Here is an 11,912-nt window from a genome sequence, read left to right as displayed (position 1 = left end):
GGATATCTGCGGGTGACACCGAATTATCTCGGCGGCAGCGTGAGGTGCGGAGATTCTCGTGGTTGTACGTTGCGCGAACAGCGCACTGGACTGCTGATAACGGCTGTCGTGCAACGGGGCTCACGCCATGTCGCCGGCGGCGGTAGGCAGAAGCTTCAGGCGTGGGGTTCCTCATGCGATGTAGGCGCATCCGTTGAGGAGCGTTGTTCGTTGAGTCTGGCACTGCGTCGCCGCTTGATTGCTCGCCACGCCGCAATGACGCCCCCTGCGGCGACGCCGGCCACGGCTGCCCGCAGTATCGCTGTCGAGGTGCCGGTATCCGCTTCGGCTGGCGAAGGTGCGGGCTGTGCCGGGGCAGCTGGCGCGGTAGCGGTAGTGGTGTTCGGGTTGGGCGCGGATTGATTGGTTACGGGTGCATCGAGGGTGAAGGTGTACGACCCTGATACAGGGTGGCCGTCGGCGGATAAGACGCGGTAACCAACCGTGTACACGCCGTTGGGGATTGGGTCTGGGCCCAGGGTGACACTCAGTTGCGGTCCCTGTACCTGCGGAGGGTTTGCCAGCCAGTTGCGTCCATCGGCGTCGTTGAGGACGACGTTGGCGAAGGTGGCGTTGATGTCCTCGTTGAAGGTCAAGGTGATGCGGTTCGGGACCGTGGCTTGTGTCGATCCCTCTGCCGGATTAGACGCGGTCATCGCCGTATGGGCTCCGGCTGTCCCGGAGCCCAGCGTCACAAATGCCAACGTGGTCAAGCACGTCACGAACAGGCGCATGATCGAGAGCATGGTGCTGACTCCATTCTGGTCGGCCGCCAAACCGGCTACTATACTACGTAGTAAATACGTAGAATCTGGCGTGTGGGGAGATCAATGACCAGGTATAGCGTGCCCGGCCATTGCGGCGACGCATGAATCGGTGGATCGCCGTGGCCGCGGTGTTGGGGCTCGTCGGCCTGATAACGGGTTGTTCAACAGGTGCGGGTGCGGTCGCGCAGGGTGGGAGTTTCGAGTTCGTTGCTCCCGGTGGGCAGGTCGACATCTACTATGACCCGCCCGAAAACCGGTCGCGTCCCGGGCCGATCAGCGGACCGGACCTTCTGGATGTGAATCGCACGGTGTCACTGTCTGATTTCGCCGGCAAGGTCGTGGTCATCAATGTGTGGGGTCAATGGTGTGCACCGTGCCGCACCGAGATGCCGGAGCTGCAGCAGGTGTATGCCGCAACCCGCGATGAGGGGGTGGCGTTTCTGGGTATCGATGTCCGTGACAACAATCGTCAGGCTGCAGTGGATTTCATCGTCGATCGTGATGTCACTTTCCCGTCGATCTATGACCCGTCGATGCGCACGATGATCGCCTTCGGCGGCCGGTATCCCACCACGGTGATTCCGTCGACGGTAGTGCTCGACCGTGACCACCGTGTGGCGGCGGTCTTCCTGCGCGCACTGTTGGCCTCAGATCTCGAACCCGTTGTCCGCCGCCTCGCCTCAGAACCGATGACCGGGGCCGGCGGACAGTAGATGGCGGGCGATGCAGGAAACGCACGGACATTAGCTCGGTCCCCATCGGTGCGCAGGAACGACAGTCGTGATCGGTGAGCTCACGCTGCCGACGGATCCGCCGTCGGTCTTGCGCATGTTCGACTGGTTACCGCCCCCGGTTCCGTTGCTTCCGCTGGTCGCGATCGGGGCGGCCAGTTGGTATCTGCTCGCCGTGTACAAAGTCAGAACAACTGGTCGGCGGTGGAGTTGGACGCGGACCGCCAGTTTTCTGTCGGGCTGTACCGTGCTGGCGGCGGTGACCGGTCTGGCCATCGACAGCTATGGCTATCGCTTATTCAGTGCTTTCATGTTCCAGCACCTGACGTTGTCAATCCTTGTGCCGCCGCTGTTGGTCCTGGGATCGCCTGGCCAGCTCCTGCTCAGGTCTACCGCCCATCGCGGTCTTGGGCGATACGTCCTGATCGTCGCACTAGCTGCGCTACGCTGCCGGGCGAGTCGGGTTGTACTGCATCCCGGTTTCACCATTCCGGTCTTCCTGTTGAGCTATTACGGGCTGTATCTTTCGGACCTGTTCGACGCGGCCGCGGCCAGTGTCGGCGGTCACCTGGCTCTGCAGGTGTTTTTCTTGGCCAGCGGTCTGTTGTTCATCGTGCCGATTCTTGCCACAGGTCCGTTGCCTGTGCGGCAGAGCAATCTCGGCAGGTTCTTCGATATCTTCGTCGAGATGCCGTTGCACGTCTTTATTGGGGTCATTCTGATGATGGCGCCCCGAGCGCTCACTGAGACCTTCGCGCAGCCTCCAGTTAATTGGAATGTCGATCCCGTCGCCGATCAGGCGGTGGCCGGCGCGTTGGCGTGGTCTTACGGCGAGCCCGTGGCGCTGTTGATCGTGCTCATCTTTGCCATTCGGTGGCGTCGTGATGAGCAGTCTCAGTCAGCGAAGTCGGAAGCCGACGTCGAGGGTCGCGACGCGGAGTTGGAGGCCTACAACGCCTTCCTCCGCAGGTTGCATGAACCCCCGGGTAGTGCGCCCGACTCGGCAGACCTACGAAACGGCGGGTAAGTACTTCGTGTGGATCATGCGAAGCACATCAGGGCGCCTGACACGGCGAGCAGCCCGATCGCTACAGGTGTGGCGGCAATGGCCGCAACGGCGCCGCTGAGCGTGATGCGATGGCGGATCTGCACCAGCGGTTTGGGTGGATCGGTGAGACGTTTGGCGCGAGCCAGGACCGCCACACTTGCCGCAGCCAGCCCGTGGGCCGGTACCACGGCCCCCGACAGGGTCAGCAGCCCGGCAAGGAGCGGTTGACGGCCGTGCCGGCGCGCGGCGGCGTCATCGGCACACATTTCCAGGAGGGCGCACACTTCGGTGGCAGCGACGGTGAAAAAGCTGATTCCAGGCAGTGCCGCGGCGATACCGCGCACCGCGGCGACCATGTAGCCGTGTCTGCCGGCCAAGTGCGCACGTTCGTGGGCGATGACGGCGGCCAGTTGCTGCTCATTGAGCGCTGCGATGGCTGCAGAGGTGACAACGATGGCGGCCGGGCGTCCGGCGACGCAATAGGCGGCGGGTTCGGGCGCCTCGATGACGACCAGCTCGCTGCCATCGGATCGGCCCACCAAGCGCACCGCGTCGGCGTGGTCGAGGGTGTGGGCGCGCATGCGGCGCAGCGCCCGCACCCCACGCAGACACACTGCACCCAGGCCGCTCAGCGCACCGACGACGGCGGCGGTGGCCACAACTTGTGCCGGCCACCCGGAGTGGCCGATCAGAATGGCGTGTAGGCGCTCGACGCACGAAGCAAGCAGAACATCGGGGCTGTCCCAGTGCCCCGCCGCCTCGACCAACGTCATCGCCACCGCCGCGATAGCGGATCCGATCACCGTCACGACAGCCGCCAGCCAGGCGGTGATCGCCAGACGGGGTGCAAACCCTTCGGCAGTGATTCGGCGCAGAAGTCGTGGCCCCGCGACAAGTACCGTCGCGACATAGAGGATCAATGCTGCCGCAACGGTCATCGCCGCCCCGCCTTGCGCGCCAGTCGGCGCAGTGCGGCGCGAAGATCGGCCGACTCGGTGGCGTCGATCTGCGCGACGAAATGGCTCAGCACGGCCTCTGAGCGGCCGCCGCCGCTCAGCGCATCGAGCATGAGGCGGGCGCTGTGCTCTTCGCGAGTCAGGGTGGGCCGGTAGCGATAGGCTCTGCCTTCGCGCTCGCGCGTGAGCCAGCCTTTGCCGTGCAGATTGTCCATCGTCGACATGACCGTGGTGTACGCGATATCGCGCGCGGTGAGCAGATCGTCCAAGATCTCACGGACCGTGGCACCCGAATCCGCGCTGCGGCTCCATAGACGATCCATGATCGTCGCCTCTAGTTCTCCGAAGCCGCGCACTCGCGCCATGATGGAACCTCCTGACTAAGTCCGTAGACAGCTTACGGTGTGAGCGCCAAGGAAGCCGATACAGCGAGGAGGCCGGCACGTGTTCGTGGCGGGGTGACTCCTGTTCAGTCGATGGCTACACCGCGGATCCGCAACCACGTCGAGGGGTCGACTTTTACCGATCCGTTCAGGTGAACTTCGAAATGCAGGTGGGGGCCGGTGGAGTTCCCTCGGTTACCCATCGTGGCGACTTGGTCACCGGCGACCACTCGATCGCCGACTTGCACCGTGGTGGTGTCGATGTGTCCGTAGAGCGTGACGGTGCCGTCGGCGCCGCGAATCTTGACCCACATGCCGTAACCGGGAGTGGGTCCCGACGCGATCACCACGCCGTCAGCGGCGGCATAGATGGGGGTACCGACCGCATTGGCGATATCCAATCCTGCATGCAGGGTGCCCCAGCGGGTTCCGAATGTCGATGTCAAAATTCCGTTGGTCGGATACACGAACTGTGGGCGCCGCAGCAGCGCCTCTCGCTGAGCGCGATCACGAGCGAAAGCCGCACCGCGGGCCACCTCTTCGGTATGGACCGCCGACTCGGACGCACTCTTCACCGCAACGATCTGAATACCCGAAGTAGCTACGGCCGGGCCGGCGGACGCCATCATCGCGGTCGACTGCGTGCCTGGCTGCGCAGTTTCGGCCGCCGCGTGGGCTGCGGCGGCGACCGCTCCGGCAGCAAGGCTGGTCATGATCAGTCTGCTGTGGGCCGGACCGACGGTTCGCCGAGTCTTGCGGTGGGAGCCGGGTTTGGGGCGACGCGCTGGAGGCGTCTTTCGCATCCGGTAAGCGGACGGTCTTGGGCGTTCGGAGCTTAGGCTGCTCGAACCGTCGCGAGCCGGGGACTGGTGCCCAACAACGACATCGGGCCGAGGTTTGAGAAGCGACCGGGGCGCTTGTTCGAACAGGTCGTTCGTGTCGTCGAGTTCGGGTGCCTGCAGGATTTCGATGTCTCTTGCGAACGGGCTGCGACCGACCAGTGGCGCTGCGGTGTTGTCCAAAGCGCAGACGGGAAGGACCTCGGTGGGGTCGGCAGACCGACGGTGTGCCCCGGGCGCACCCGGTCGCTGCAGCGCCAAATCCAACTTCCCTCACCGTTACCGTTTTGTTATGCGATGGCGAGACGCTAACTGAGCCAGAACGATTCAGCAAGCGCCAGAAGCTCCATATTCGCGGCAATCCGAGCACGGAGTGCGGGCTGCGTGCCGATGACCAGCGCGGACTACGATCTCGACCGCACGAACAACTACCTAGATTAGTACTGGGATACTCAGTAGGTTAATCTACTGATCTACCCAGTAGATGACACGGTCTACGGCGGACGTGCGGCAGCAGGAGGATTCTTTGACAGCCCAGGCGCCCCCCGTCGGAGAACTCGAGGCTCGGCGTCCGTTCCCGCAGCGGATGGGCCCCAAGGGCAACCTCATCTACAAGCTGATCACCACGACCGATCACAAGCTGATCGGCATGATGTACGTGGTCACGTGCTTTGGGTTCTTCATGGCCGGCGGATTGATGGCCCTGCTGATGCGCACCGAGTTGACGGTTCCCGGGCTGCAGTTCCTGTCCAACGAGCAATACAACCAGCTGTTCACCATGCACGGCACGGTGATGCTGCTGTTCTACGCAACCCCGATCGTGTTCGGTTTCGCGAACCTGGTGTTGCCGCTGCAGATCGGCGCCCCTGACGTTGCGTTCCCGCGTCTGAACGCGCTGTCCTACTGGCTGTTCCTGTTCGGCGCGCTGATCGCCATGGGTGGTTTCATCACCCCCGGTGGCGCCGCCGACTTCGGCTGGACCGCCTACACGCCGCTCTCAAATGTCATCCATAGCCCCGGTGCGGGGGCGGATCTATGGATCGTCGGTTTGATCGTCGGTGGTCTGGGCACCATCCTCGGCGGTGTCAACATGATCACCACCGTGGTCTGCATGCGCGCCCCCGGTATGACGATGTTCCGGATGCCGATCTTCACCTGGAACATCCTGGTGACCTCGATCCTGGTGCTGCTGGCCTTCCCGCTGCTGACCGCGGCGCTCTTTGCATTGCTCGCGGACCGACATCTCGGATCCCTCATCTATGACCCGGCCAACGGCGGTGTGCTGCTCTGGCAGCACCTGTTCTGGTTCTTCGGCCACCCCGAGGTGTACATCATCGCGCTGCCGTTCTTCGGCATCGTCAGTGAGATCTTCCCGGTGTTCAGCCGCAAGCCGATCTTCGGGTACACCACCTTGATCTACGCGACGCTGGGTATCGCGGCGCTGTCGGTGGCGGTGTGGGCACACCACATGTACGCCACCGGTGCGGTGCTGCTGCCGTTCTTCTCGTTCATGACGTTCCTGATCGCGGTGCCGACGGGCGTCAAGTTCTTCAACTGGATAGGCACGATGTGGAAGGGGCAGTTGACCTTCGAGACCCCGATGTTGTTCTCGGTGGGCTTCCTGATCACCTTCCTGCTCGGTGGCCTGTCGGGTGTGCTGCTGGCCAGCCCGCCGCTGGACTTCCAGGTCACCGACAGCTATTTCGTGATCGCGCACTTTCATTACGTGCTCTTCGGCACCATCGTGTTCGCCACCTATGCGGGCATCTACTTCTGGTTCCCGAAGATGACCGGACGGCTGCTCGACGAGCGTCTGGGCAAGTTGCACTTCTGGCTGACGTTCATCGGCTTCCATGCGACCTTCCTGGTTCAGCATTGGCTGGGCAATGATGGGATGCCGCGTCGCTACGCCGACTACCTGCCCAGTGACGGTTTCACGACGCTGAACGTGATCTCCACCGTCGGGGCACTGATCTTGGGCGTGTCGACGCTGCCGTTCGTCTGGAACGTGTTCAAGAGCTGGCGTTACGGCGAGCCCGTCGTGGTCGACGACCCGTGGGGTTACGGCAACTCTCTGGAGTGGGCCACCAGCTGCCCACCACCGCGGCACAACTTCACCGAACTGCCCCGGATCCGTTCGGAGCGGCCGGCATTCGAGCTGCACTACCCGCACATGGTGGAGCGGATGCGCGCCGAGGCGCACATCGGTCGGGCACACGGGCCGTCCGACGGGGATGTCACCCGGATCGACGATGTGGAAGTTCGCACCTAAGCATTGACGGCATCCATGCATACATGCGTATAGTTGCATGTATGACCGATCGAGACTGCGGTGCCACTGGCCGCAACGACACGCCGGCTATCAAAACTCTGGCGCTCGAACTTGCCGACCTACTCCCGAGCAGCGACGAGCGGTGCGCCGACCGACTGACCTACGGGCTCGCCGCCGATGTGATCATCAAGCAAGCTCACCTCGTCGCGGGCGAAACTCGCAAACCCCGCCTATGTGTGCACTATGACGCCAGCGCGGTGACGGCCAGCGATATTCAGCTGCGCGCGCGGCAGGCGGCGCAAACCATCACTTCGCAGTACGGTCACCTGAGTTGGTCGCCGACCGACGGGGTCGATGATGTCACCATCGGTATGGAGTTGGTCGAGCAACTGCAGACAATCCCGGGAGTGGTTGCCGCAGAAGCGACACCGACTGCTGTCGAGGTGGAGTTCGAGCGTGCGGTGGTGACCGCACAGGAAATCGTCGATGTCATCGGCGAGTGGAGCCGGTCTCAGGTCCCAGAGCGCGATATCGAGGACAGCCCCGCGCACGAAGACGGCCACGCCGATCATCAGCACAGCCACGGCGGAATCTTCGGGGAACGCAGCGAACTCATCTTTGCGGCACTATCCGGTGGATTGCTCCTGACCGGATGGCTGCTGGCGACATTCGCCGGCACGCCCCGGATCGTCGAGTTGGTGGTCTACTCCCTGGCGTTCTTCTTCGGCGCGTACTTCACCGTGCAGGAGGCCTATGCCAGTGTCCGGCATGGGAGGTTCGAGATTGACTTCCTCATGTTGGTGTCCGCAGCAGGTGCTGCGGCGCTGGGTGAAGTCGCCGAAGGCGCGCTGCTGCTGTTCCTGTTCAGCGTGGGTCACGCGCTGGAGGGGTACGCGATGGGTCGCGCCCGCAGGGCGATCGAAGCCCTTGCCGAACTGGCGCCCAAGACAGCTCTGGTCCGCCGCGGGGGCACCGGCGATACCGTCGAAATACCCGTTGCTGATCTGGGGATCGGCGACGTGGTCGTCGTACGGCCCAACATGCGTCTTGCCGCCGACGGCTTCGTCGTCGCGGGCACCAGCAGCATCGACCAGGCCCCCGTGACCGGCGAGAGCGTGCCCGTCGACAAGAGACCTGTCCCGGATGTCGCGGCAGCTACCGCCGCACCCGAACTCGTGGACGCCACGGCACGGGTCTTCGCCGGCACGATCAACGGTGCCGGCGCCATCGAGATCCAGGTAACCCGCCTTGCCGGTGACTCGACACTGGCCCGGGTTGTCCGATTGGTCGCCGAGGCGCAGACCAAGACAACATCGACCCAGCGGTTCACCGACAAGTTTCAACGCATATTTGTGCCGACCATCCTGGTCGGCGTGGCGTTGCTGCTGTTCGCCGGACTGGTGGTCGACGAGCCGTTCACCGCGACCGTCTACCGCGCCCTGGCGGTGCTGGTGGCCGCAAGTCCCTGTGCTTTGGCGATCGCAACGCCGAGCGCGGTGTTGTCGTCGGTGGCACGCGCGGCCAAGGCCGGAGTCCTGGTGAAGGGCGGCGCCGCGCTCGAAGAACTCGGCAGGGTGAAGGTACTGGCCTTCGACAAGACCGGCACGTTGACCGAGGGCCGCCCGCAGATCGCAGACGTCATCGCGACGACAAGCGGCGGCGACGAAGAACTGCTCAGCATCGCGGTGGCGGTCGAAGAGCAGAGTGATCACCCACTGGCGCGTGCCATTGTCCGCGACGGTCGTGCACGGCTTTCAGGTGCGGCAGTGCCGAAGGCGACCAACGTCCGTGCGCTGATCGGTCGCGGTATCTCAGCGTCGGTTGACGGCGTCGAGGTCCGCATCGGCAAGCGCGAACTGTTCACCGAAGCCGGCCAACACCCGCCGAGTCAGCTGGCCGCAGACGTCGACTTCCTGGAACAGTCGGGCCGCACCACCATGCTGGTGCGCGCGGGCGAGCACTGGTTGGGCGCTATCGGACTGATGGATGTGCCACGTCCCGAGGCCGCAGCCGTGATCGCACAGCTCGCAGAGCTCGGCATCGATGACACCGTGATGCTGTCGGGCGACAACCAGCGCGTGGCTGATGCCGTCGCGGCCCAAGTGGGCGTCGGGTTCGCCCGCGGCGACCTGATGCCCGAGGACAAGGTGTCCGAGATCGCGGCGCTTCGACTGCGCCACGGCCGGGTCGGCATGGTCGGAGACGGCGTCAACGACGCTCCCGCGATGGCCAGCGCGAGCGTCGGCATCGCGATGGGAGCGGCAGGCTCCGATGTCGCCCTGGAGACCGCCGACGTTGCTCTGATGGCCGATGACCTCACAGCGCTGCCGTTCGCGGTGGATCTCAGCAGGCGCTCCTCGCGCATCATCAAGCAGAACCTTTGGGCGAGCCTGGGAATCGTCGCGCTGCTGATTCCAGCGACAGTGCTGGGCCTGGGAATCGGCCCGGCGGTACTCATTCACGAAGGGTCGACGCTCATCGTTGTGGTCAACGCGCTCCGACTGCTCGCAACACCGATACGCCCGCTGGCGCCGTTGAATAACCCGCACGTGAGGTAGTCACAATCATGTCCAGCGTGGCAAGCGATTTCGAGCACACCGACGTCCATACCGTCGTCACATTCGTGGACATGTCAGGTTTCACTGCCTACACCGAAGTTCACGGCGATCATCGCGCCGCAGGACTGGCGGGCAACTTCGCCGAAATGTCTGAAGCGGTGCTCGGGCCCGATGACGAACTGATCAAGACTATTGGTGACGCCGTGATGGTCACCAGCCCGGATGCCCCAGCGGCTGTGGCGTTCCTGCAACGACTCACTGACGCGTCCCGCAGGATCGATGGTTTTCCGCTGCTGCGGGCGGGATTTGGTGTCGGCTCGGTGATCAAGCGCCACGGCGACATCTTCGGCGCGACGGTCAACACCGCGGCCAGACTTGCGGCCATAGCCGAACCAGGCCAGATCGTCATGGACCACGCTGCCGCGAAGGAGCTACGATCCTCCGGCGGTGTTGAATCAACATCGTTGGGTCCACTGCGCCTGCGCAATATAACTTCGCCGGTAGAGGTCTTCGTGCTCGATATGGGTGCCAGTCACCAAGATCATGTCGACCCGATATGCCGGATGCACGTCGGTGCACTCACTGCCGAGTTGACGATTTCTCGTGGGGGAGTGTCGTATCGGTTCTGTTCGACGACGTGCCTACGCCAGTTCCAAGAGCGGAGTCGTCCGCCTGAACCTGTCAGATCTGCCAATCCTGAGCGCCGTCATTCTCGGTGTATGTACCGACGGAGTTCTTCACGACCACCGGATCTCCACTACCGAAATTGTCGAAGAACCACTGGGCGTCCGCGGGGCTGAGGTTCGGGCAGCCGTGACTGACGTTGCGCTTGCCCTGATCGGCGACGGACCAGGGGGCGCCGTGGACGAAGATCCCGGCGTTGTTGATTCGCACCGCGTCCTTGACCTTGAGCCGGTAACCCTCTGGGGAATCGATCGGGACGCCATACGTGGAGGAGTCCATGACCATGTCGGCGAACTTCTCCAGGACGTAATAAGTGCCATTGGGGGTCTCGTATCCGGGCTTACCCAAGGACACCGGAATGGTTTTCACGAGCTCGCCGTTGCGCATGACCTCCATCTGGTGAGTGGCATCGTCGATGGTCGCCACCAGTGCATCGCCGGTGCGGAAACTCGATCTCGTGCCACTGGCGTCGACAGTGACCACGGTGTTGGCTGGCCAGAAGTCCAGAGGCCGCCAGCGCAGTTGGGTATCGCTCATCCAGTAGAACTTGCCGGGCACCGGGGGGTTGGATGAGATGTGCACCGCCTGTTCGGCCAGCGGGCGGTTGGCGATCGGGCGCTGAAAGTTGATGACGATGGGTTTGGCGACACCGACCAGCGAGCCGTTGACTGGGTTGAATGTCGGTGGCGCGAATACCGGCTCCCCGATGTAGGGCGCCGGATTCTGGCCCGCGGATGCTTCACCGACAGGCGTCGGCATCGCGAACGGCTCACCCGGGACAGTGGGTGGGGTCGGGTCCATCGGCTCAGCAGAGGCAGTCGCGCTCGTCGCTATCGCGATGACCGCTGACCCGGCTGCGATGATCGCGGTGAATGGTCTACGCGTGGAATGCACTGACTTCGTCGCTCTCTCGCTATTGGGCCAACGCTTGATCGACCGCCGCGGACAGATCTTCATACGTTCGGAAGTCCAGTTGCTGACCGCCGAGGAAAATGCTCGGAGTGCCCTTGACACCCAATGCTTCCCCGTCGGCGACATCGACATTGATGCGGTCAACGGTGGCTGGATCGTTGTAGGCGGCATCAAAGGCCAGCATGTCGATGCCGAGTTCAACGGCGAATCCGCGGAAGGTCGCGTCCGCCGGCACCTGCTGTTCACCCCACTGGCTCTGCGTCTCGAACATCTTCTTGTACATCGGTTCGAACTTGCCCTGCTGAGCGGCAGCTTCGACGGCACGTGCTGCGCGTTCGGCATTGAAATGCGATTGGATCGGAAAGTATCGGACGACGAAGTTGACTCGGTCTGCGTACTCGGTTCGCAGCTGCTCCACAAGGGGGAACGCGGCGCGGCACGCTTCACATTCGAAGTCCAGGAACTCAACGAAGTTGACGTCACTTCCGGGAGCTGTGTTGAGGCGACGGCTGTTCTCTCGAACAAGTTGTCCGGCATCTACGACCTCTTCCTGAGCGGTCGTCGTGGACGCGTCCCGTACTGACAGGTAGACACCAGCGCCGATGATCGCTGTGAACGCCACGAACGCGGTCAACAGAAGTCGTGTGAGAGGGGCCACCGGCGCACATCCTTTGTCTATGGCGACCGCTATCGCGCCACACATGGCTGGGCGAGCGGCCGCAA

General features: G+C 63.5%; 12 protein-coding genes. 5 read left to right on the top strand and 7 right to left on the bottom strand.

What is annotated here, in order from left to right; translation table 11 throughout:
- Positions 1-155: 155 nt before the first annotated feature.
- Positions 156-815: a copper resistance CopC family protein gene (locus EXE63_RS12975; RefSeq protein ID WP_234811960.1), complete on the bottom strand. Its 660-nt coding sequence runs from the start codon at positions 813-815 to the stop codon at positions 156-158.
- A gap of 92 nt (positions 816-907) precedes the next feature.
- Here EXE63_RS12975 and EXE63_RS12970 point away from each other — a divergent pair, with 92 nt between their 5' ends.
- The gene (locus tag EXE63_RS12970) at positions 908-1,519 is read left to right on the top strand and encodes a TlpA disulfide reductase family protein (RefSeq protein WP_062657513.1); all 612 of its coding nucleotides are present in this window, start codon (positions 908-910) and stop codon (positions 1,517-1,519) included.
- 115 nt (positions 1,520-1,634) lie between these two features.
- Positions 1,635-2,564 carry a cytochrome c oxidase assembly protein gene (locus tag EXE63_RS12965; protein WP_084395230.1) on the top strand — a complete coding sequence of 310 codons (930 nt, stop codon included), beginning with the start codon at positions 1,635-1,637 and terminating at the stop codon, positions 2,562-2,564.
- Between the two features lie 14 nt (positions 2,565-2,578).
- Here the strand turns inward: EXE63_RS12965 and EXE63_RS12960 are convergent, their stop codons facing one another.
- The 3 genes from EXE63_RS12960 to EXE63_RS32910 all read right to left on the bottom strand — a co-directional run bounded on the left by EXE63_RS12960 (position 2,579) and on the right by EXE63_RS32910 (position 4,637).
- A complete protein-coding gene (locus tag EXE63_RS12960) occupies positions 2,579-3,523 on the bottom strand; it encodes a M56 family metallopeptidase (protein ID WP_062657515.1) in 945 nt (314 codons plus the stop codon).
- Entirely contained in the window at positions 3,520-3,906 is a 387-nt protein-coding gene (locus tag EXE63_RS12955; RefSeq protein ID WP_062657516.1) for a BlaI/MecI/CopY family transcriptional regulator, read from the bottom strand. Before EXE63_RS12955 ends, EXE63_RS12960 begins: the two co-directional genes overlap by 4 nt.
- A 104-nt stretch (positions 3,907-4,010) precedes the next feature.
- Entirely contained in the window at positions 4,011-4,637 is a 627-nt protein-coding gene (locus EXE63_RS32910) for a M23 family metallopeptidase (protein ID WP_230023736.1), read from the bottom strand.
- A 652-nt stretch (positions 4,638-5,289) separates the two neighbouring features.
- Here EXE63_RS32910 and ctaD point away from each other — a divergent pair.
- Positions 5,290-7,035 (top strand): aa3-type cytochrome oxidase subunit I, encoded by a 1,746-nt coding sequence (ctaD, locus tag EXE63_RS12945; protein WP_062657520.1) that lies wholly within the window; start codon positions 5,290-5,292, stop codon positions 7,033-7,035.
- A 41-nt stretch (positions 7,036-7,076) separates the two neighbouring features.
- Entirely contained in the window at positions 7,077-9,593 is a 2,517-nt protein-coding gene (locus tag EXE63_RS12940; protein ID WP_234904475.1) for a heavy metal translocating P-type ATPase, read from the top strand.
- 74 nt (positions 9,594-9,667) lie between these two features.
- Here the strand turns inward: EXE63_RS12940 and EXE63_RS32905 are convergent, their stop codons facing one another.
- Positions 9,668-10,009 (bottom strand): hypothetical protein, encoded by a 342-nt coding sequence (locus EXE63_RS32905; RefSeq protein WP_062657352.1) that lies wholly within the window; start codon positions 10,007-10,009, stop codon positions 9,668-9,670.
- Here EXE63_RS32905 and EXE63_RS32900 point away from each other — a divergent pair.
- Positions 9,914-10,393 carry a YHS domain-containing protein gene (locus EXE63_RS32900; RefSeq protein ID WP_234811756.1) on the top strand — a complete coding sequence of 160 codons (480 nt, stop codon included), beginning with the start codon at positions 9,914-9,916 and terminating at the stop codon, positions 10,391-10,393. The two genes, EXE63_RS32905 and EXE63_RS32900, sit on opposite strands and share 96 nt — an antisense overlap.
- Here EXE63_RS32900 and EXE63_RS12930 read toward each other — a convergent pair.
- Both EXE63_RS12930 and EXE63_RS12925 read right to left on the bottom strand, forming a co-directional pair.
- Positions 10,275-11,234: a L,D-transpeptidase gene (locus EXE63_RS12930; RefSeq protein ID WP_084395207.1), complete on the bottom strand. Its 960-nt coding sequence runs from the start codon at positions 11,232-11,234 to the stop codon at positions 10,275-10,277. The genes EXE63_RS32900 and EXE63_RS12930 overlap by 119 nt on opposite strands.
- A complete protein-coding gene (locus tag EXE63_RS12925; protein WP_062657354.1) occupies positions 11,191-11,847 on the bottom strand; it encodes a DsbA family protein in 657 nt (218 codons plus the stop codon). The genes EXE63_RS12930 and EXE63_RS12925 overlap by 44 nt, the downstream gene beginning before the upstream one ends.
- Between the last annotated feature and the right edge of the window lie 65 nt (positions 11,848-11,912).

The organism is Mycolicibacterium frederiksbergense (genome assembly GCF_012223425.1).
Classification (GTDB): Bacteria; Actinomycetota; Actinomycetes; order Mycobacteriales; family Mycobacteriaceae; genus Mycobacterium; species Mycobacterium frederiksbergense.
Note: the sequence above shows the minus strand (reverse complement) of the source record. Positions and strands in the feature narration are given on the sequence as shown.